Source organism: Lutibacter sp., from assembly GCF_041596795.1.
GTDB lineage: Bacteria > Bacteroidota > Bacteroidia > Flavobacteriales > Flavobacteriaceae > Lutibacter.
Map to the genome: position 1 here is coordinate 1 of NZ_JBFHHX010000052.1, position 20,515 is coordinate 20,515.

A 20,515-nucleotide genomic window follows, 5' to 3' on the forward strand; every position below is an offset into this window, starting at 1 on the left:
TGATTTAATTGAACGCTCTATAGCAATTTCAAAATTAACTGATGGTGCTTTTGACATTAGCTATGCTTCTATGGATAAAATTTGGAAGTTTGATGGCAGTATGAAAACAATGCCTTCTGAAAAAGAAATTAAGGAATCTGTTTCAAAAGTTGGTTATCAAAATATACTACTAAATAAAGAAAATCAAACTGTATTTCTAAAATTAAAAGGAATGAAAATTGGGTTTGGAGCCATTGGAAAAGGGTATGCTGCCGACAAAGCAAAAGCACTATTAATTTCTGAAGGAGTTGTTGCTGGAATTATAAATGCTTCGGGAGATATGAATACTTGGGGAAAACAACCAAATGGCGATGATTGGAAAGTTGCAATAACAAATCCGTTAAACAAAAATAATGCTTTTGCATTGTTACCAATTTCAAACAGTGCAGTTGTTACATCGGGCGATTATGAAAAATACGTGAGTTTTAATGGTAAACGCTATTCACATATTATTGATCCAAGAACTGGTTATCCGGCAAGTGATATTATTAGCGTTTCGGTTTTTGCACCTAAAGCAGAATTAGCCGACGCACTAGCAACATCTATATTTGTAATGGGAACTGAAATTGGTTTAAACAGAATAAACCAATTAAAAAATATTGAATGTATAATAATTGATTCAAAAGGTGGAATTCACACATCAAACAATATAAATATTAACAAAATATGATTAAAAAAACTTTTTTAGCATTAGTAACTCTTGGTTTATGTAGCTCATGCGTTGCTGTTAAAGAATACGAAAAAGTATACTTAAATGATCCAGATATGGTGTTATCAGATAGAAAAATTAACAAATTTGAAACTAGTTTTCAAGTATATAGAGAAGCTGCTTCTGGAGCAAACGGAGGAAAATCAGGCGGCGGTTGTGGATGTAATTAATATTTAACTATGAAAAAATATATAAGTTTACTTGTTTTTATTATTTCTTTTTATGGTTTTTCTCAAAACGAAAATAACACCTATAAAAAACGTGTTCTTGAAAATACAGAAGTAGATTTAATCTCTAGTTTTTACGGACAAGATGGTGATAATGCAGCTGTAACTGGTGGAATTGGAACTGAAAAATTAACCGATATTGCAACCACAATTACTGTATCAATTCCTTTAAATGCTAATGATGTTTTTACTATTGATGCAACCATATCAGCTTATAGTTCCGCATCTTCTAGCAATTTAAATCCGTTTGATGCATCTGGAGCATCCCGAGATGATGATGACGATGATGATGATGATGATGACAGAGTTGGAAGAACAGCAGCAGATAGTCCGGTAACTGGAAGTCCTTGGGTAGAATCTTCAGGAGCATCAAAAGGAGACGTTTGGGTTAATGGTGATTTTGGGTACAGTCATACATCAGAAGACAGAAATTCTATTATTGGAGCAAATGTATCTTTTGCAAAAGAATTTGATTACACTTCTATTGGTGTTGGCGGAAATTTTACCAAACTTTTTAATGAAAAAAACACCGAAATTGGAATAAAAGCTAATATATATTTAGATAATTGGCAGCCAGTATACCCAACCGAAATAAAATCGTATAATGATGTAAATAAAAATTTAAATAATGGATTTTTTGAAGGTATTGATATCTTAGATCAAAATGGAACAGTTATAAATAAAACAGGCTCAACTGTTTGGAGTCCGTATAATACTACCCTTGTTGAAAATAAATCTAGAAATACGTATTCTGCATCAATCAGTTTCTCTCAAATTTTAAGCAAAAAAGCACAAATTTCACTCTTTTTAGATGTTGTGCAACAAAACGGTTGGTTAGCAAACCCAATGCAACGTGTGTATTTTGCAGATAGAGCTAACTATTATATTGGTACTGCTTCTAGCATTGCTAATTATACTTCAAAAGAAAATACCGACGTTTTTCAATTAGCTGATGATATTGAGCGTTTGCCCGATACTAGATTTAAACTTCCTATTGGAGCACGCTTTAATTACTATTTAAATGAAATAATTTCACTACGAACATATTACAGATATTATTATGATGATTGGGGAATTACAGCCCATACAGCTAATATTGAATTGCCAATAAAAATTAGTGATAAGTTTACCTTATATCCAACTTATAGATATTATACGCAAACTGCGGCAGATTATTTTGCTCCGTATGAAGAATTACTTTCAACCAGTGAATTTTACACTTCCGATTATGATTTATCTGAATTTAACGCCAATCAGTTTGGTTTCGGAATTTCTTATACAGATATTTTTACATCAAGAAGAATCTGGAAACTAGGATTAAAAAGTGTTGATTTAAAATATAGTAATTACAAAAGAAACACAGGTTTAACTGCAGGCATTATTTCTGCTGGTTTTAAATTTGTAATGGATTAATTGAAATTATTTATCACAAAAAAAAGGCTGTCTAAAAAATAAAACTTTCGTCAACCTGAACTTGTTAGGTTCTCATCATGATTTATTATCAGCACTGTGAGATGCTGAAATAAATTCAGCATGACGGTTTTCCATTCTTTTTTAGACAGCTTTTTTTATATATTTTCCTCTTAGTTTAATTTGTAAAAACTACTTAAAGCATTAATCATATACGTATGATCTTCTACTCCACTTGTTTCACAAACAGAATGCATTGCCCACATTGGATTTCCAACATCAACAGAACGAATGGCTAACTGCCCTGCAGAAACATTTCCTAAAGTTCCGCCACCAACCATATCCGATCTATTTACAAATTTTTGATATGGAACATTCGCTTTTTTGCAAATCATTTCAAAAACAGCACTTGAATTACTGTCTGTTGTATACTTCTGATTTCCTTCAATTTTAACAACAGGTCCACCATTAATAATTGGTCGTGAAACTGGATCGTGTTTATCAGGATGATTTGGGTGCAAAGCATGAGCCATATCAGCACTTACCATAAAGGAACTATAAATTGCACGCTGAGTATCTTCTTCACTTTTACCCAAAACACTGGTAATTCTAATTAAAATATCTTTTAAAATTGGTGATCCAGCACCTTGTTTAGACCTACTTCCAACTTCTTCATTATCAAAAATTGCCAACACATTGGTAGAATTACAAATAGGTGCATCTGCAAAAGCTACCAATCCAGCGTGAACCATAGCTAAATCGTCTAATTTTCCTGATGAAATAAACTCATCATTTAAACCTATAATACTTCCTTTGGCAACATCAAATAAATTTAAATCTACTTCTAAAATATCTTCTACTGGTACATTTATTTCTTCGGCAATTTTTGTAGCCAATAACAATTGCTTGTTTATAGTTTCGTTTACCGTTGCAGTAACCGGCAACATATCAATTTGTTTGTTTAATGCTACACCATCATTTACCGTTCTATTAAAATGAATAGGTAAATTTGGAATTACTAAAATTGGTTTTTTAATATGTAATAAATATGTTTTTGGTTGTAGCGGATTTTCACTTTTAACGCTCACTCTCCCAGCAACGGACAAAGGCCTATCTAACCATGTATTCAAAATTGGGCCACCATACGTTTCAGTATTAAATTTTATGTATTTATCATCCACCGCAATTTCTGGTGATGGTTTAATTTTAAACGATGGAGAATCTGAATGTGCAGCTACAATTTTAAATCCACATTCTTCAATTTCACCTGTACCAACTACAAATGCAAAAAGTGCTGTTTCGTTTTGAGTAACATAGTACTTCTCTCCTTTTTTTAAATCCCATTTTTCAGTTAGTTTTAACTCTAAAAAACCTTTACCTTTTAATATACTTTTTAAATTACTTACAACATGGTAAGGACTTGGACTTTGGTAAATAAAATCGATTAAATTTTGAGCGTGTTTTATAGGTGTATTCATAAAGTTTTTTTAAATAATTAAATCAGCAACAAATATAGAATTTTAATAAATGATTTTAGAAATCTATAAAAGCACATATTTCTATATTTTAAATCTTAATTTTAACAAAGCGTCCAAAAATCAACAATTGTTTTAACATTTCATTAACAAAAATCACTTTTAATTTTACATTAACAGCGAAAATTTTAATACAAAATAGTTAATTTTGAGTTCTTCAATTTATCACACTTTTTTAATAGCTATCAATTAATATACACAAATATGAATTTCTATTTTAAATCAAAAAAACTTCAACTAATAACCGCTTTAAGTTTTATAATTACGGTTACTAGTTGTGATCAAAAAAAACAAAACGAAAAATCTATGGAAAATAGTAATGTTTTATTATCTGAATGGACAGGACCTTATGGTGGTACTCCAGCTTTTGATAAAATGAATGTTAAAGACATTAAACCAGCACTTGAAAAAGGAATGGCAGAAAAATTGAGTGAAATTGATGCCATTACTAGCAACACAGAAGCTCCAACATTTGAAAATACAATTGTTCCTTTAGAAAAATCGGGAGAAACTTTAGATAGAGTTTTTACCTATTATGGAATTTGGAGCAGCAATATGTCATCACCTGAATTTAGAGAAATTGAAAGTGAAATGGCTCCAATTTTATCGGAGTTTAATTCTAAAATATCACAAAATTCAGAATTATTTAAACGTATTAAAACAGTTTATGACAATTCGCTAAAAACACCTTTAGAAGCTGACCAACAAAGAGTTGTTCAATTAATTTATGAAAGTTTTGCAATGAACGGCTCCGAATTAGATGACGCTAAAAAAGCACGCTATGCAGAAATTAACAAAGAACTTTCTACATTATACACTAACTTCTCTAATAATGTTTTGGCTGATGAAGAAAATTATGTGACGTATTTAACAAAAGAACAATTAGGTGGCTTACCTGAATCTTTAGTTAAGGCAGCAGCAAATGCAGCGAAAGAAAAAGGAAAAGAAGATTTGTACGCAATTACAAACACACGCTCTTCAATGGATCCTTTTTTAACATATTCAACAGAAAGATCATTAAGAGAAAAAGTTTGGAAAACATATTATTCACGTGGCGATAACGGCGACAAATACGATAATAATGAAAACGTAGCTAAAATTTTAAAACTACGTAAAGAGCGCGTTGGCTTGTTAGGTTATGATAATTATGCCGATTGGCGTTTACAAAATAGAATGGCTAAAACACCAGAAAATGCAATGGCTTTAATGAATGCAGTTTGGCCAGCAGCCATTGCAAGAGTGAAAGAAGAAGTAGCAGATATGCAAGCTATTGCTACTAAAAACGGTGATAAAATAACAATTGAGCCTTGGGACTATAGATATTATGCAGAAAAAGTTAGAAAAGAAAAATACGATTTAAATTCTGATGAAGTAAAGCAATACCTACAATTAAATAAACTAACTCAAGCTTTATTTTTTGTAGCTGATGAACTTTTTAACTTTAAATTTACACCTGTTCCGGAAGGCTCTGTGGCTGTTTTTCATGAAGACGTAAAAGTTTGGGAAGTAACTGATAAAACTACCGGAAAACATATTGGTTTGTGGTATTTAGATCCGTTTGCTCGTAAAGGAAAAAGATCAGGTGCTTGGGCTACAACTTATAGAAGTCATACTACTTTTAATGGAAATAAAACTGTTCTAGGATCTAACAATTCAAACTTTGTAAAACCAGCTCCAGGTGAGCCAGTTTTGGTTTCTTGGGATGATGCAACTACTTTTTTACATGAGTTTGGACACGCGTTACATTTCTTTTCATCAAATGTAAAATACCCAACTTTAAATAGTGGCGTTAGAGATTATACAGAGTTCCAAAGCCAAGTTTTAGAACGTTGGCTATCTACAGATAAAGTTATTAATAAATTTTTAGTGCATTACAGATCAGGTGAACCAATGCCTAATGATCTAATAGCAAAAATTAAAAAATCTTCAACTTTTAATCAAGGATTTTCAACTACAGAATATTTAGCATCTGCAATAATGGACATGAAATTTCATATGGCAGATCCAACAAATATTGATGTTGATGCTTTTGAAAGAGAAACTTTAGCTGAATTAAAAATGCCAAAAGAATTGGTAATGCGCCATAGAACACCTCAATTTGGACATGTATTTTCTGGTGAAGGTTATGCAACTGCATATTACGGCTATATGTGGGCAGATGTTTTAACTTCTGATGCTGCTGAAGCTTTTGCTGAAGCTCCAGAAGGATTTTACGATAAAGAATTGGCTGCAAAAATGGTAAAATATTTATTTGCTCCAAGAAATTCTGTTGATCCTGCAGAAGCTTACAGAAATTTTAGAGGACGTGATGCAAATATTGAAGCATTAATGAGAGACAGAGGTTTTCCAATTCCAAAAAAATAAATTCAATTAAATAGTATTTAAAAGGGCTGCAGAAATGTAAGCCCTTTTTCTTTTTTATTATCTTTAAAATTAGTATCTTACCTAGTACTATTTCGTTGAATTTAAATATGATTTTTATGACACTTCAAAAAAAATTAATTTCTTCAAAAAAAAAGAATCTTCTATATATATTGCTGTTAATTTTTAGCATTTCATTTAATAGCAATTTAGTTTTTGCGCAAACAGTAGCGCAAGATACCATTGGATTTAAACAATATAGCGGAACCGTAATTGACGGCAAATCAAAAAAAGAATTAGAATTTGCAACAGTTACAGTTAACGGAACAAATATTAGTACTATTACCAATACACAAGGAGCGTTTTCTATTAAAGTTCCCAAAACAATAACAGATCCTAAAATAACTGTTTCTTATTTAGGGTATACAAGCCAAGTAACCGATTTAAAATTTTTAAATGAAGAAAACAATGCTATAAAACTAGAAACATATATTGAAGAATTATCAGAAATAGAAATAGCTGTAAAAGATGCTAAATCACTTGTTGTAGAAATGCTAAAAAGAAGAGAGCAAAATTACTTTTCAAATCAAACAACTATGACAGGTTTTTACCGTGAAACCATAAAAAAAAGAAGAAGTTATGTTTCTCTTTCTGAAGCTGTTGTTGAAATTTACAAACAACCATACACAAACTCAAAAAACGATATTCTTAAATTATTTAAAGCCCGAAAAAGTACCGATTATAATAAGTTAGATACTATTACCTTAAAATTACAAGGCGGACCATTTAGCACGTTATATATGGATATTATTAAAAATCCTGATATGTTTTTTACTGAAGATGGTGTAAATAGTTATGATTTTAATTTTGAAACTTCCACAAAAATTGATAACAAACCTGTGTATGTAGTTAGTTTTTCTCCTAAAAAACATGTAGAAGAACCGTTATTTATTGGTAAATTTTATATTGATGCAAAATCCATTGCGCTTAAAAGTGCTTCATTTCAACTAGACTTAAGCAATACTGAAAAAGCAGCAAGGTTATTTATTGTAAAAAAACCTAACAGAGCAGATGTTATTCCAACTGAAGCTACCTATCATGTAGATTATAGAGAAAAAAATGGTGAGTGGTTTTATGGCTATAGCAGAATTCAATTAGGATTTAAAATAGATTATGACAAACGTTTATTTAATTCTGTGTATTATTTAACTATGGAAATGGCCATAACAGATTGGGAGAAAAACAATGAAAGCATGTCGTTAAAATACCGAGACCGATTAAAATCTACCGCAATTTTAACCGATGAAGCTTCAGGATTTTCTGATCCAGAATTTTGGGGAGAATACAATGTAATTGAACCAGAAAAACCAATAGAATCGGCCATTAAAAAAATTCAAAAACAACTAGAAAAAAGTAATAAGAATAATTAATAAAGAAATTTTAACTTTTAATAATTTCTAAAATATTAGGTTTAAAATAATTCGGTCCTTTCATAACTTTTCCATCTTCACGGTAAATTGGTTGTCCGTTTGCGCCTAATTTACTCATATTACTACGCTGAATTTCGTTAAAAACTTCTTCAATTTTATGTTGCATTCCGTGTTCTAAAATAGTACCACATAAAATATAAAGCATATCACCTAAAGCATCTGCAACTTCAACAATATCGTTATTTTTAGCAGCCGTTAAATACTCTTCATTTTCTTCCGCCATTAAATCAAAGCGTAATTGTAGTTTGTTTTGGTCTAAATGTGCAGTTGGTTGCTGTTGAATTCCTAAACCAAATGCTTCGTGAAATTCTTGAACTGCTTTTAATTTATTCTTCATATGAATACTACTTAAATATTTATTCTGATTAAATTTATGTACTTTTACTGTAAATATACACAATAAATATGTTTAGTAAAGGTCAGCTTATTTTTGCAGGATTATTTGTAATTGCTTTTACAATTGCTATGATATGGAGTTATAGAAAAGATATAAAAATTCATAAAAAACATTACAAAAATAGCTTTATAGTTATAATTGCCATGTTTTTAATTATTGCCATTTTTACGTTAATTACGTTCTCTTTACACTAAAAAAAAAGCCTCAATAAAATTGAAGCTTTTTTTATAAATTTATTTACATTTTAATTCTCATCAGGTAAGTTTGTAAACCTTTTTGCATAATCTAACATTTGCTCTGTAAAACTAGCAGGTTGTACAACTTTTATATCGGTAATATTTCCATCTGCATCTGTCACAGGAGTTAACACAGGATTTACAAAACCACTATATGGAGCCGATTTAAATTTAGCATTTCTAGCTAAAACTTCTTTATGAATAGCCTGATCTACTTTTACACCGTAAGTTTCAACTAAAGCTTTACCCGCTTCAAAATCTCCTTCAGATTTTATACGTTGAATTTCGCGTAATAAATCTCCAAACAACACTCTTAATTTTGCGTAATCTCTAATTACAAAATACGTTTTATTATTTTTAACTACTTTTTCAATTACGTTTTCAGCTTTTCCTTTTTCAAAAGCCCAAGCGGCAACTAACTGTCTGTTTCTCATATGAGATTCTTCTATATCATCACCTAAATTTATACGAACCAATTGTGTTAATAATCCGTTTCTAATATAACCATCATACGCTGCTTTTCCAATTCCTTCGGCATTTGGAGAAATTTTCATTTCCACTAATTTTGCATCAGGTAAATAATACAAACCAACTAAATCTGCTCTTGCTTCTTCTAAAGTAGACGAGTAATTTTTTAATGTTTCTTTTGGCTGTCCAATACCTTCATTTATTTGTCCGCTAGCGTGTCCAATAACTTCGTGCAAAGAAGTGTGTAATTTATCTGCAGTTTGTCCATATTCCATTTCTGCCTTAATTTCAGCTTCATCAAAAGCAAATTCTTTTAATTTATCTGTTCCACCAGCTTGGTTGTATGCTTCAATAATATTTCCTAAAGAAACTGATTTTGATCCATGTTGTTGACGAATCCAGTTACTATTTGGTAAATTAACTCCAATTGGTGTTGCTGGAGATGCATCTCCACTTTCTGAAGCTACATTTACAGTTTTGTAGGATACTCCAACAACATTTTTCTTTTTATGTTCTGGTAAAAGTGTAGAATTATCTTCAAACCATTGTGCGTTTTCCGATAAAACTGCCATTTTTTTAGACATATCAAAATCTTTAATTTGCACAATAGTTTCGTAAGAACCTCTGTATGCTTTTGGATCATTATAAACTTCAATAAATCCGTTTATATAATCAATATCACCATCAGTACTTGTTGCCCAAGCAATATTGTAATCGTCCCAAGTTTTTAAATCGCCAGTTTGGTAATATTTAATTAATAATTTTAAGGCTGTTGCTTGTTTTTCATTTTCTGCAACCTCAACAGCTTTTTCTAACCAAAAAACAATTTTTTCAATAGAGGCACTATACATTCCGCCAACTTTCCATACTTTTTCTTCAATACTTCCATCAGCATTTTTTACCAATTTAGAATTTAAGCCAAATTCAACCGGTGTTGCGTTGTTTTTATCTATTTTACTAGCATAAAAATTATCAACATCTGCAGCAGTAATATTTGGCGAATAAAAATTTGTTGCTGAACCTTCTAATAAACCTTTGCTTTCATCTAAATTTACTTTTTTAGCATCAGCATCATTAAAAATAACATCATACGCCTCACCTGTAAGTTCGGTATTTGTTTCTTTTAATAACATATTAAAATACTCTTGTGAAAATTCTGGCTTAAATTTATCGTTAGAATAATGATGGTGAATACCATTAGAGAACCAAATTCTTTTTAAATAAGTTTCAAATTTTAGCCAATCTTCTGAAGTTTTATCTCCAGTATAATTTTGATACACATTTTCTAAAGCACGTCTAATTTTTAAATTATGACGGTAATTTTGATCGTACAGTATATCTCTTCCTTCCATTCCGGCTTGAGATAAATAATACACTAATTTTTTCTGATTTAAAGTCAAATTTTCGAAACCTGGAATTTGATAACGAAGTATTTTAACATCAGCAAATTGCTCAACTTCATACTGAAAAGGAGTTTCTACAATCGCCTCTTTTTCTTTTTTACAAGAAAATAAAACCGATACAAATAATACGGTTAAAACTAAATATTTAATTCTCATTTTATTAAAATTTTATTGAAGGCCAAATTTAGTGATTTTTAATTGATTTATTTAGTAAATTAGCTACTCCCAAAGATTAAACCAATTAAAATGAGAGCCTTAAAATATATTTTATTATTTGTATTAGTTTTTATAATTGGCAGCTCTATTTATGTAGCTACTTTAAAAGCCGATTATGATATTAAAAGCACAAAAACTATAAATGTTCCCGTAGAAATTGTTTTTAATGAAATTAATGATTTTAAAAATTGGAATAACTGGGGACCTTGGCTTGAAATGGATTCTACTATTGTGGCATCGTATCCCGAGATAACGAGTGGCGTTGGAGCTTCCTATTCTTGGACAGGAAAAGAAGGTGTTGGATCTATGAAAACGATCTCTGTAATTCCAAATCAAGAAATTATTCAGCAAATAGATTTTGGAACAGGAAGTACACCTGAGGTTTATTGGGAATTAAACGCTGTTAAAAATGGCACAGAATTAACTTGGGGAATGCGTGGAAAAAATAGTTTTAGCGAAAAACTGTACTGGCTTTTTAACGGAGGTATTGAAAAAAATATGACTCCAATGTACAGTAGAGGTTTAGAGTTACTTAACAATCATCTTTTAAAGTATTTAGGCAAATATTCTGTTGATTTTAAAGGTATTGTAGATTTTGGAGGAACTTTTTATTTATACAAAACTACCTCAAGTAAAATTAATTTAATTAATAAAAAAAAGGTAGATATGTTTAAAAACATTGATAAATATATGATTGAAAATGCTATTGAATCTAATTGGCATAATTTCACATTATTTCATCAATGGGATGAAAAGAATGATGTTGCTATTTTCTCGACCTGTATTCCTACTCAAGACAAACCTTTAGCAAATGAAGAAATATTAGCTGGCTATATAGAACCACAAAAAATGTTTAAAACCATTTTTATGGGTGATTACAAATTTTCTAAAATTGCTTGGGATGCTGCTTATGAAGAATTAGAAAAACAAGGGTTTATTTCTCCTGAAAAATCGGAACCTTTTGAAGTATATAACATTGGTCCTAAAAACACTATTGACCCTACTAAATGGGTGTTAGAAATTTATATTCCAATAGAATATATTCCTGTTCCAGTAGTGCTTTAAACTTCTTTGTATCTAAAACAACTTGTAACATGGTCATTTACCATACCAGTAGCCTGCATATGTGCGTAAATAACCGTTGAACCTACAAACTTAAAACCTCGTTTTTTCATATCTTTTGAAATAGCATCTGAAATAACTGAGGTTGATGGAAGTTCTTTGGTGGTTCCCCATTGATTTACAATTGGAATTCCGTTGGTAAACTGCCAAATATATTTTGAAAAAGAACCAAACTCCTCTTGAATCTTTATAAATAACTGAGCGTTTACAATTGTAGCTTTAATTTTTAATTTGTTTCTAATAATGCCAGCATTAAGTAATAACTCTTCATATTTAGCTTCATTATAATTAGCAATAATTTTATAATTAAAATTATCAAAAGCCTTTTTAAAATTTTCTCTTTTTCGTAAAATAGTTATCCAACTTAATCCAGCCTGAAAAGTTTCTAAAATTAAAAACTCAAACAATCTATCATCATCATACAACGGAACACCCCATTCGGTATCATGATATTCCATATAAAGTGGATCATTCCCACACCAGCTACAACGAACTTTATCCATTATTTCTATTTTTAAAAGTGAGCTAAAATACTTAAAATTAGATAACAATTGGAATAGTTTTTGTAAATTTAAGAGTGTAAACACGTTAAAATCATGAAAAATATATTTTATTGTCTCGCATTAACATTGAGTATTGTAAGTTGTGGCTCAAATTTAAAAACCGTAAATACAGAAAATAATAACTTACCTGAAGGTGCTGTACGAATTGCAAATGACAGCCTAGAATATGAAATAATTATTATTGATATTGGTTTTGAAACTTATTTAAATACCATAGCAAAACCCATTACTTATTATTCTGAAGAGTATTACAAATTAAAAAACAAGTTTTATGTTACTGAATGGAATATTAGAGCTAGAAACCCACTAAGATATAATAGTTCCATTTATGAAAACGTAATAAATTACGATTTTAATATAGATTATGGTTTAGAGGTAAATTATAAACTATATAACTATTTTAAATTTGTTGAACACAAATACAAACAGAAATTTTAGCTTAAGCTTTTAACGCTGGTTTTAAACTAATTTTTAAAATAATATATCCCAGTAAACCTGCAATTAAGGAACCAATAATAATTCCCATTTTTGAGGCGGTAATAAGCTGCTCATTTTCATACGCTAAATTGGCAATAAATAAGGACATAGTAAATCCTAATCCACCTAATAAACTTACTCCAATTAATTGCTTATAATTAACTCCTTCCGGTAAATCTGCCAATTTTAATTTAATGGCTAATAGCGATAAAAGAGAAATTCCAATAGTGTTTCCTAATACAAGTGCTAAGGCAATGTTTACAGAAATATGGCTAACACCTTCCAAACCACTAACACTTAATACAACACCCGCATTTGCAAACGCAAAAATTGGCATTATAACATAAGAAACCCAACCGTGTAAATTATGCTCTAAATGCTGTAAAGGCGCATGAACTTTTTCTGATAAAGTTTCAATATTTCCAACAGCTTCAATTTGATCATTGGTCATTAAAGTTTCTGAACCAGAAATACTTTCTTTAAAATAAAACAATTCTTTAGTAACAGATTTAAAATAAGACATACAATCTACTTTTCTATGAATTGGAATAGTAAATGCCATTAAAATACCCGCTATTGTTGGATGAATTCCCGATTTTAAAAACAATAGCCACACAAAGAAGCCTATAACAAAATAAAAATATTTAGAATATACTTGCTTGTAACTTAAAACCCCAACAAATGCAACCAAAATTAACGCATAGGTAATTAAATCCCACTGAATATTAGCACTATAAAAAATAGCAATCACTAAAACTGCTCCAATATCATCTACAATAGCAAATGCTGTTAAAAATATTTTTAATCCTAACGGAACTCTATTTCCTAATAATTTTAAAATTCCCAAAGTAAAAGCAATATCTGTTGCCATTGGAATTCCCCAACCTTCAGAACCTATTTCTCCATTATTTAACCCTAAAAATATAATTACAGGAAACAACATACCTCCAATTGCTGCAAAAATTGGTAACGATGCCTTTCTAAGCGTTGTTAGTTCTCCTTCTAAAATCTCTCTCTTTACCTCTAACCCAATTACAAAAAAGAAAATAGCCATTAAGCCATCATTAATCCATAAAATTAATGGTTTAGCTAAATGAAAATCGGTATCCGCAAATCCGATTGTAAATTTATGATTCCAAAGTTCAGAATAAACATCACCAAACGGTGAATTTGCCCAAACCACAGCTAAAATTGACACAACAAATAAAATAATACTTGAAGATGTTTCTAAATTTATAAATCTAATTATTGAATTTCTTATAATTGTCATGAACTCTTTTTTAAAATTTTAAGCAATATACTTTATCTTAATATAACAATAAAAAATGCCTTACAATTTGAAGGCATTTTTTATAAAAGTTTTTTTATTATAATTGAGGTCCTGCAGCAACCAAAGCTTTTCCTTCTTCAGTATCGCAATATTGTTCAAAGTTTTTAATATAAAGCGCAGCTAATTTTTTTGCTTTTTCTTCCCATTCTTTTAGGTCTTTATATGTATTTCTTGGATCTAAAATATCACTTACTTTTGACAATGCTTTTGGAGCAGTTAAATTTAAATAAGGAATTTTTATAGTTTCAGCTTTTTCAATAGATCCATCTAAAATAGCATCTATAATTGCACGCGTATCTTTTAAAGAAATTCTTTTTCCTGTTCCATTCCAACCTGTGTTTACTAAATATGCCTTCGCATTGTGTTCTTTCATTTTGGCTACTAATGTAGATGAATACATTGTTGGTTTTAATGTTAAGAATGCTTCACCAAACGCAGGAGAAAATGATGGTTGAGGTTCTGTAATTCCTCGTTCAGTTCCAGCTAATTTAGATGTAAATCCACATAAGAAATGATATTGAGCTTGCTCATCATCTAAAATTGAAACTGGAGGTAATACGCCAAATGCATCAGCTGATAAATAAATAATTTTACTTGCGTGTCCTGCTTTTGATGGTAAAACAATTTTATTTATGTTATAAATTGGGTACGATACTCTAGAATTTTCAGTAATTGAATGATTGGAATAATCTACTTCGCCATATTCATTTACCACAACGTTTTCCAGCAATGCATCTCTTTTAATAGCTCTCCAAATATCTGGTTCGTTTTCTTCGCTAAGGTCAATTACTTTTGCGTAACAACCACCTTCAAAGTTAAATACACCATTATTATCCCATCCGTGCTCATCATCGCCAATTAAATAGCGTTTTGGATCTGCAGAAAGTGTAGTTTTTCCGGTTCCTGATAAACCAAAGAACACAGCTACATCTCCTTTTTCACCAACGTTTGCAGAACAGTGCATAGATGCCATTCCTTTTAAAGGTAAATAATAGTTCATCATTGCAAACATTCCTTTTTTCATTTCGCCACCATACCAAGTACCACCAATAATCTGAATTTTTTCAGTTAAATTAAATACTACAAAATTTTCAGAATTTAATCCTTGCTCTTTCCAGTTAGGGTTTACCGTTTTAGAACCATTCATTACAATAAAATCTGGCTCTCCAAAGTTTTCTAGTTCGTAAACAGAGGGTCTTATAAACATATTTGTAACAAAATGCGCTTGCCAAGCAACTTCCATTACAAAACGTACTTTTAATCTTGAATCTATATTTGAACCACAAAATGCATCAACAACATATATTTTTTTTGAGGTAGATAGTTGTTTTAAAACTAAACCTTTTAAATCTTTATAAATTTCATTTGTAGTTGGAACATTTACCTTATTCCAGTCAATAGTATCTTTAGTAATATCATCCTTTACAATATACCTATCTTTAGGAGAGCGTCCTGTAAAAACCCCAGTTTTAACAGCAACAGCTCCAGTATCTGTATCGGCTCCTTTTTCAAAACCTTTCCTCCTATGTGAAATTTCTGCTTCATATAATTCTTGATAAGAAGGATTGTATGACACTTCATGGTAGCCTGTAATTCCTAAATCGTGCAATTCTTGGATAATTTTGATGTTTTTCATAAGTACTATTTTTAATTATATATTAGCAATGCTTTTTAAATTTCTACTATAAATTTACCAATATTAGTCTCGGACATGTATGACATTTGTCAGTGAATTTTGCTATTTCACTAAAACGTTTTCGTGATGTAAACAACTGTTAAACAATTATTTACCCATCAAAATTAAAATTTATTTTTTTACGAAATCGTTTTCTCTTTTTTCTTACTTATTAATTTTCTTTTTACTTGATAAAAAGCTTTGTCCCATATAAATCCAACCTAAAATTAAGAGTATACCGCCTAATGGAGTTATAAACCAAATTGCTTTAGCAGGAACCCCAAAAGTTATTGCATAAATAGATCCTGAAAAAAGTAATATTCCGGTTATAAAAAAACCATTTATCCACTTCTGCTGATGCTCCGTAAATCCATTATAAATATTCACAAATAATAATACAATTACATGATACATTTGATAGCGAACAGCCGTTTCAAAACTTAATAATTGATCTTGTGTTAAAGCACTTTTAAGTGCATGAGCTCCAAATGCGCCTAAAACAATTGTAATGGCTCCTAAAAAAGATGAAACTGCTAAATATTTATTCATAATTATAAATTTATTATAGAAAGTTGATAAACTATTTCGTAATTTTAATAAAAGATTAAAAATATGGAAAATAACTCACATAATTTAGTAACGTTGTTAACTGCTAGTTTAATTCATGAAGTTCATATTGCAAAAACTTTATTAGCCAATTATAATATTGAATCTTATATTATTGATGAAAACATTGCAACATCAATAGGCACAGCATTTGTTGAAGGTTATAAATTGCAGGTGGATTCAGCTGATTTAAAAAAAGCAAAGAAAATTTTAGATGAAATTAATAAAGAAAATAATTAACACTACCTTTATTTAAAACCATTTTTAAAATTGTACTTTCGTTGTAATTCAATCATTTAATTATACGAAAATGAGAAACATATTGGTTATTGGCGCCGGCCGATCTTCGTCATCATTAATTTCTTATTTATTAAAAAAATCTACTTCCGAAAATTTAAAAATTACGGTGGCAGATGTTTCTTTAGACTTAGCATTGGGCAAAATTAAAAATCATCCCAACGGAAATGCTATTACGCTTGATATTTTTAATGAAAAAGAACGAAAATCAGCCATAAAAAAAGCTGATATTGTAGTTTCTATGCTTCCGGCACATTTGCATTTAAATGTTGCTAAGGACTGCTTAGAATTTGGAAAAAATATGGTTACTGCTTCATACATTTCTAATGAAATGAATGCTATTAATGATGAAGCAATTAAGAAAAATCTTATTTTCATGAACGAAATTGGTTTAGATCCTGGAATTGACCATATGAGCGCCATGAAAGTTTTAGATGATATAAGAGCAAAAGGTGGAAATATTATTTTGTTTGAATCATTTGCTGGCGGATTAGTAGCGCCTGAATATGATGATAATTTATGGAATTATAAGTTTACTTGGAACCCAAGAAATGTTGTTTTAGCTGGGCAAGGTGGTGCTGCAAAATTTTTACAAGAGGGTTCTTATAAATACATTCCCTACCATAAATTGTTTAGAAGAACCGAAATTTTAACAATTGATGGTTATGGAAAGTTTGAAGCCTATGCAAACAGAGATTCTTTAAAATATAAAAGCGCTTATGGCTTAGATACTATTTTAACCTTGTACAGAGGAACTATTAGACGAGTTGGTTTTTCTAGAGCCTGGAATGTATTTGTACAATTAGGAATGACAGATGACAGCTATACTATAGAAAACTCTGAAACCATGAGTTATAGAGATTTTACCAACTCTTTTTTAGCCTACAATCCTAATGATTCGGTAGAATTAAAATTACGCTATTATTTAAAAATTGACCAAGATGATATTGTTTGGGAAAAATTAGTGGAACTTGATATTTTTAATAAAAACAAAAAAGTAGGTTTAAAAAATGCTACACCTGCTCAAATTTTAGAAAAAATATTAAGCGATAAATGGACTCTTAAAAAAGATGATAAAGATATGATTGTAATGCAGCATCTTTTTGGATATGAATTAAATGGTGAAAGGCATCAAATTGAAAGTAGTATGGTTTGTTTGGGCGACAATCAAATTTACACTGCAATGGGAAAAACTGTAGGTTTGCCTGTTGCAATAGCTACTTTAAAAATATTAAATGGTGAAATTAATACACCAGGAGTTCAAATACCTATTAAAAAAGAAGTATATGAACCTATTTTAAAAGAATTAGAAGAAAACGGTATAATTTTTAAAGAAAAAAAAGTGCCGTATTTAGGTTATAACCCTGATAATGTAAATGGATAGATCAAAATTAAATTAATTTATTTCCGATTTAAATTAAAATAATTATATTAAACTGCTAAAAACTAAAGTAAAATGAATAAAAAAAAATATTTTTGGTTTAGTAGTATTGTAGCGGTGCTTATTTTTTTAACTCCTTTTCTATTGTATATTCATACATTTATTCCAAATGATGTAGAGAATTATAATACTATTTTTGGTGTTATAAAAGGAGGTGAGTTTGGCTTGGCTCAAGTTTATGTTTTTATGGCATTTAATAAAATTGTACCATTAATTTTATTAATACTATTATATATTACAAACAAAAATTGGTGGAGTCACGTTATATTAATCCCAATTGCTACATACCTTTTTCAATTATTAAATATTGTTTTAGGTACAGCTGAATCTGTTGATGAAATTGAATTTATTTATATTATTCCATTAATTATAATAATACTTACACCTCTTTATTATATTCGAAAAAACTTAGCTATTTATCTTAATGCTTTAGATTTAAAGAAGGAAATGGATAGTGTAATTAAAAATTCTGAAAAATAACTACATTTTTATATAAAAATCTTGAACTAAGTTTTTGTACTCTTCCGTATACTTATGTCGTTCTATTTCAATTATTAAATCAGTTTCTTCAATTTCTATTTTTGAGAAAGAAAATTGCATTAAACTTCTTTTAATTGGAGCTTCTAACGTTCCTTTAACTCTGGTAACTCTATTTAAATACAATCCATTTTCATTCGCAATTTTAATAAAATTTTCTTCTTCGGTAAAAGGAATTATAAATGCACATGTTCCTATTTTAGATAATAACTTAGCAGTTCCACTCAACAAATCAGCATACGTTAAACTTTCTGAATGACGTGCCATTGCTCTCTCTTCTGGTAATTCTTTATAGGTTGAAGTGTAAAAAGGAGGATTTGAAATAATTAAATCATATTCATCCTCAATTTCTTCAACAAACTCTTGAAAAGATGCGTGGTAACAAAACAATCTGTCTCCCCAATCACTTAATTCAAAATTCTCAACTGTTTGCTCGTAAGCTTCATCATGTAATTCAATAGCATCAATAACTTCGGCATTACTCCGCTGTGCCATCATTAAACCTATTAAACCTGTTCCTGCTCCAATATCTAAAATACTAAAAACATTTTCATTTATTTTAGCCCAAGCACCCAAAAGAACACCATCGGTTCCTACTTTCATAGCAGCTTTTTCTTGTAATACAGAAAACTGTTTAAATTGAAATGGTTTTTCTGACATATTTATTTAACTGATTTAATTTTAACTGTTCCACTTTTTAAACCTTTTCCTATAACATCTAATTGTATTTCACCAGCTTTTGTTGTGGCTTCAACGGTAACTACCAACTTTCCACTAAACAATTTCATTGTTGGTAAATGAAACAACTCTAAAGACGTTGCATCTCCATTACAAGCAACTTTATAAGTTCCGTTTCCTGTTACTTTAAATTTTAACTGATTAGTTGCAGTTGGACACGGATTTCCGTTTTTATCAACCACAGAAACCTCAACATAACATAAATCCTTTCCATCCGCATTTATTATTTTTCTATCAGGATTTAAAACAATTTTATAAGGTTTTTCGGCAGTTCTTATTTCTTTTTCAGCAACAGAATTTCCAGTTTCATTAAAAGCAACAACTTTTAAAGTTCCTGGTTCATATTTTACATCCATCCACATTAATCTGTACCTATTTTGCGGTGTGGAATTGTTCTTTTTTTGAATTCCCATACTTTTGCCATTCACAAAAAGTTCTGCACTATTGTAATTGGTGTATACAAAAACTGGCGTAATTTCTCCTTCTCTTCCTTTCCAATTCCAATGTGGTAAAATGTGTAAAGTTTCGTCTTGTATGTTCCATCGGCTTCTGTATAAATAAAAACGATCTTTTGGCAATCCTGCTAAATCTGAAATACCGAAATAAGAACTACGTGATGGCCACATTTCATCATACGGAGTTGGTTCGCCTAAATAATCGAAACCTGTCCAAACAAATTCTCCAATAACCCAAGGTTTATCATCTTGCAACACAAAATCTTCATCTGGCACATTAGACCAACTACATGCTTCTAAATCGTACGATGAACTTTGAAAATCATTATATTGTTTCATCTTTTCTTGAACAACAGGAAATTTATAAATTCCACGTGAACTAACTGTTGATGCCGTTTCTGAACCCAAAATAAATCCCTGAGGAAATTTTTCATAGGCCTCTTCATATAAATGCACACGATAATTTAAACCAGGAATATCTAACAATGATGCAAACCCAGATTCCATTACAGCTTTTACCTGATCCATTCCAACAGTTACGAGGCGAGTTGGATCTTCTCTATGAAAAATATCTTGCAACCACTTTGCACGTTTTACACCTTCTGCTCCCCATTGATCTGGTACTTCATTTCCTGAACTCCACATAACAATACTTGGATGATTTCTGGTTGCATGCACTAAATTTACAATATCCTTTTCTGCATATTCATCAAAAAAGCGATGATAACCATTCTCAACTTTTGGTTTTTTCCACTCATCAAAACTCTCTGCTAAAAACAAAAA

General features: G+C 30.1%; 20 protein-coding genes. 11 read left to right on the plus strand and 9 right to left on the minus strand.

Annotated features, from left to right (window positions below):
- The 3 genes from ABY298_RS07940 to ABY298_RS07950 form a co-directional block, all read left to right on the plus strand.
- On the plus strand, positions 1-709 hold a 709-nt coding region (locus ABY298_RS07940), incomplete at its 5' end, for an FAD:protein FMN transferase (RefSeq protein ID WP_372745487.1).
- Positions 706-918, plus strand: a complete 213-nt coding sequence (locus ABY298_RS07945) for a DUF4266 domain-containing protein (RefSeq protein ID WP_372745488.1) — start codon at positions 706-708, stop codon at positions 916-918. The genes ABY298_RS07940 and ABY298_RS07945, both read left to right, overlap by 4 nt.
- Before the next feature lie 9 nt (positions 919-927).
- Positions 928-2,388 carry a DUF3570 domain-containing protein gene (locus ABY298_RS07950; protein WP_372745489.1) on the plus strand — a complete coding sequence of 487 codons (1,461 nt, stop codon included), beginning with the start codon at positions 928-930 and terminating at the stop codon, positions 2,386-2,388.
- 170 nt (positions 2,389-2,558) lie between these two features.
- On the opposite strand, the gene ABY298_RS07955 is transcribed toward ABY298_RS07950, so the two are convergent.
- A complete protein-coding gene (locus ABY298_RS07955; RefSeq protein WP_372745490.1) occupies positions 2,559-3,863 on the minus strand; it encodes a M18 family aminopeptidase in 1,305 nt (434 codons plus the stop codon).
- Positions 3,864-4,124: 261 nt separating this feature from the next.
- On the opposite strand from ABY298_RS07955, the gene ABY298_RS07960 reads away from it, so the two are divergent.
- Both ABY298_RS07960 and ABY298_RS07965 read left to right on the plus strand, forming a co-directional pair.
- A complete protein-coding gene (locus ABY298_RS07960) occupies positions 4,125-6,284 on the plus strand; it encodes a M3 family metallopeptidase (protein ID WP_372745491.1) in 2,160 nt (719 codons plus the stop codon).
- Positions 6,285-6,400: 116 nt separating this feature from the next.
- Positions 6,401-7,711: a carboxypeptidase-like regulatory domain-containing protein gene (locus ABY298_RS07965; protein WP_372745492.1), complete on the plus strand. Its 1,311-nt coding sequence runs from the start codon at positions 6,401-6,403 to the stop codon at positions 7,709-7,711.
- A gap of 10 nt (positions 7,712-7,721) precedes the next feature.
- Here ABY298_RS07965 and ABY298_RS07970 read toward each other — a convergent pair whose 3' ends face one another.
- Positions 7,722-8,108, minus strand: a complete 387-nt coding sequence (locus ABY298_RS07970; protein WP_372745493.1) for a hypothetical protein — start codon at positions 8,106-8,108, stop codon at positions 7,722-7,724.
- 68 nt (positions 8,109-8,176) lie between these two features.
- Here ABY298_RS07970 and ABY298_RS07975 point away from each other — a divergent pair, with 68 nt between their 5' ends.
- Positions 8,177-8,362, plus strand: coding sequence for a hypothetical protein (locus ABY298_RS07975; protein ID WP_372745494.1), 186 nt, complete (start codon positions 8,177-8,179; stop codon positions 8,360-8,362).
- Positions 8,363-8,412: 50 nt separating this feature from the next.
- Here the strand turns inward: ABY298_RS07975 and ABY298_RS07980 are convergent, their stop codons facing one another.
- Positions 8,413-10,431 (minus strand): dihydrofolate reductase, encoded by a 2,019-nt coding sequence (locus ABY298_RS07980; protein ID WP_372745495.1) that lies wholly within the window; start codon positions 10,429-10,431, stop codon positions 8,413-8,415.
- A 90-nt stretch (positions 10,432-10,521) separates the two neighbouring features.
- Between ABY298_RS07980 and ABY298_RS07985 the strand changes: the two genes are divergently transcribed.
- Entirely contained in the window at positions 10,522-11,556 is a 1,035-nt protein-coding gene (locus ABY298_RS07985; RefSeq protein ID WP_372745496.1) for an SRPBCC family protein, read from the plus strand.
- Here ABY298_RS07985 and ABY298_RS07990 read toward each other — a convergent pair.
- On the minus strand, positions 11,553-12,116 hold the full coding sequence (locus tag ABY298_RS07990; RefSeq protein WP_372745497.1) for a DNA-3-methyladenine glycosylase I: 564 nt from the start codon (positions 12,114-12,116) through the stop codon (positions 11,553-11,555). The genes ABY298_RS07985 and ABY298_RS07990 overlap by 4 nt on opposite strands.
- 93 nt (positions 12,117-12,209) lie before the next feature.
- On the opposite strand from ABY298_RS07990, the gene ABY298_RS07995 reads away from it, so the two are divergent.
- Positions 12,210-12,614 carry a DUF6146 family protein gene (locus ABY298_RS07995; protein ID WP_372745498.1) on the plus strand — a complete coding sequence of 135 codons (405 nt, stop codon included), beginning with the start codon at positions 12,210-12,212 and terminating at the stop codon, positions 12,612-12,614.
- Between the two features lies 1 nt (position 12,615).
- On the opposite strand, the gene nhaA is transcribed toward ABY298_RS07995, so the two are convergent.
- From nhaA to ABY298_RS08010, 3 genes are all read right to left on the minus strand, one after another.
- Positions 12,616-13,923, minus strand: coding sequence for a Na+/H+ antiporter NhaA (nhaA, locus tag ABY298_RS08000; protein ID WP_372745499.1), 1,308 nt, complete (start codon positions 13,921-13,923; stop codon positions 12,616-12,618).
- 97 nt (positions 13,924-14,020) lie between these two features.
- Positions 14,021-15,619 (minus strand): phosphoenolpyruvate carboxykinase (ATP), encoded by a 1,599-nt coding sequence (gene pckA / locus ABY298_RS08005; protein WP_372745500.1) that lies wholly within the window; start codon positions 15,617-15,619, stop codon positions 14,021-14,023.
- A gap of 204 nt (positions 15,620-15,823) precedes the next feature.
- Positions 15,824-16,207 (minus strand): DUF423 domain-containing protein, encoded by a 384-nt coding sequence (locus ABY298_RS08010; RefSeq protein WP_372745501.1) that lies wholly within the window; start codon positions 16,205-16,207, stop codon positions 15,824-15,826.
- 63 nt (positions 16,208-16,270) lie between these two features.
- On the opposite strand from ABY298_RS08010, the gene ABY298_RS08015 reads away from it, so the two are divergent.
- From ABY298_RS08015 to ABY298_RS08025, 3 genes are all read left to right on the plus strand, one after another.
- Positions 16,271-16,504: a putative signal transducing protein gene (locus ABY298_RS08015; protein ID WP_372745502.1), complete on the plus strand. Its 234-nt coding sequence runs from the start codon at positions 16,271-16,273 to the stop codon at positions 16,502-16,504.
- Positions 16,505-16,574: 70 nt separating this feature from the next.
- Positions 16,575-17,945: a saccharopine dehydrogenase family protein gene (locus ABY298_RS08020; protein WP_372745503.1), complete on the plus strand. Its 1,371-nt coding sequence runs from the start codon at positions 16,575-16,577 to the stop codon at positions 17,943-17,945.
- Between the two features lie 72 nt (positions 17,946-18,017).
- Positions 18,018-18,482 carry a hypothetical protein gene (locus tag ABY298_RS08025; protein ID WP_372745504.1) on the plus strand — a complete coding sequence of 155 codons (465 nt, stop codon included), beginning with the start codon at positions 18,018-18,020 and terminating at the stop codon, positions 18,480-18,482.
- Here the strand turns inward: ABY298_RS08025 and ABY298_RS08030 are convergent, their stop codons facing one another.
- A complete protein-coding gene (locus tag ABY298_RS08030) occupies positions 18,483-19,199 on the minus strand; it encodes a tRNA1(Val) (adenine(37)-N6)-methyltransferase (RefSeq protein ID WP_372745505.1) in 717 nt (238 codons plus the stop codon).
- A 2-nt stretch (positions 19,200-19,201) separates the two neighbouring features.
- On the minus strand, positions 19,202-20,515 hold a 1,314-nt coding region (locus ABY298_RS08035; protein ID WP_372745506.1), incomplete at its 5' end, for a DUF4982 domain-containing protein.

Coding starts and splice junctions, on each gene's coding strand:
- ABY298_RS07945 (WP_372745488.1), top strand. CDS start 706: ATGATTAAAAAAACTTTTTTAGCATTAGTAACTCTTGGTTTATGTAGC.
- ABY298_RS07950 (WP_372745489.1), top strand. CDS start 928: ATGAAAAAATATATAAGTTTACTTGTTTTTATTATTTCTTTTTATGGT.
- ABY298_RS07955 (WP_372745490.1), bottom strand. CDS start 3,863: ATGAATACACCTATAAAACACGCTCAAAATTTAATCGATTTTATTTAC.
- ABY298_RS07960 (WP_372745491.1), top strand. CDS start 4,125: ATGAATTTCTATTTTAAATCAAAAAAACTTCAACTAATAACCGCTTTA.
- ABY298_RS07965 (WP_372745492.1), top strand. CDS start 6,401: ATGACACTTCAAAAAAAATTAATTTCTTCAAAAAAAAAGAATCTTCTA.
- ABY298_RS07970 (WP_372745493.1), bottom strand. CDS start 8,108: ATGAAGAATAAATTAAAAGCAGTTCAAGAATTTCACGAAGCATTTGGT.
- ABY298_RS07975 (WP_372745494.1), top strand. CDS start 8,177: ATGTTTAGTAAAGGTCAGCTTATTTTTGCAGGATTATTTGTAATTGCT.
- ABY298_RS07980 (WP_372745495.1), bottom strand. CDS start 10,431: ATGAGAATTAAATATTTAGTTTTAACCGTATTATTTGTATCGGTTTTA.
- ABY298_RS07985 (WP_372745496.1), top strand. CDS start 10,522: ATGAGAGCCTTAAAATATATTTTATTATTTGTATTAGTTTTTATAATT.
- ABY298_RS07990 (WP_372745497.1), bottom strand. CDS start 12,116: ATGGATAAAGTTCGTTGTAGCTGGTGTGGGAATGATCCACTTTATATG.
- ABY298_RS07995 (WP_372745498.1), top strand. CDS start 12,210: ATGAAAAATATATTTTATTGTCTCGCATTAACATTGAGTATTGTAAGT.
- nhaA (WP_372745499.1), bottom strand. CDS start 13,923: ATGACAATTATAAGAAATTCAATAATTAGATTTATAAATTTAGAAACA.
- pckA (WP_372745500.1), bottom strand. CDS start 15,619: ATGAAAAACATCAAAATTATCCAAGAATTGCACGATTTAGGAATTACA.
- ABY298_RS08010 (WP_372745501.1), bottom strand. CDS start 16,207: ATGAATAAATATTTAGCAGTTTCATCTTTTTTAGGAGCCATTACAATT.
- ABY298_RS08015 (WP_372745502.1), top strand. CDS start 16,271: ATGGAAAATAACTCACATAATTTAGTAACGTTGTTAACTGCTAGTTTA.
- ABY298_RS08020 (WP_372745503.1), top strand. CDS start 16,575: ATGAGAAACATATTGGTTATTGGCGCCGGCCGATCTTCGTCATCATTA.
- ABY298_RS08025 (WP_372745504.1), top strand. CDS start 18,018: ATGAATAAAAAAAAATATTTTTGGTTTAGTAGTATTGTAGCGGTGCTT.
- ABY298_RS08030 (WP_372745505.1), bottom strand. CDS start 19,199: ATGTCAGAAAAACCATTTCAATTTAAACAGTTTTCTGTATTACAAGAA.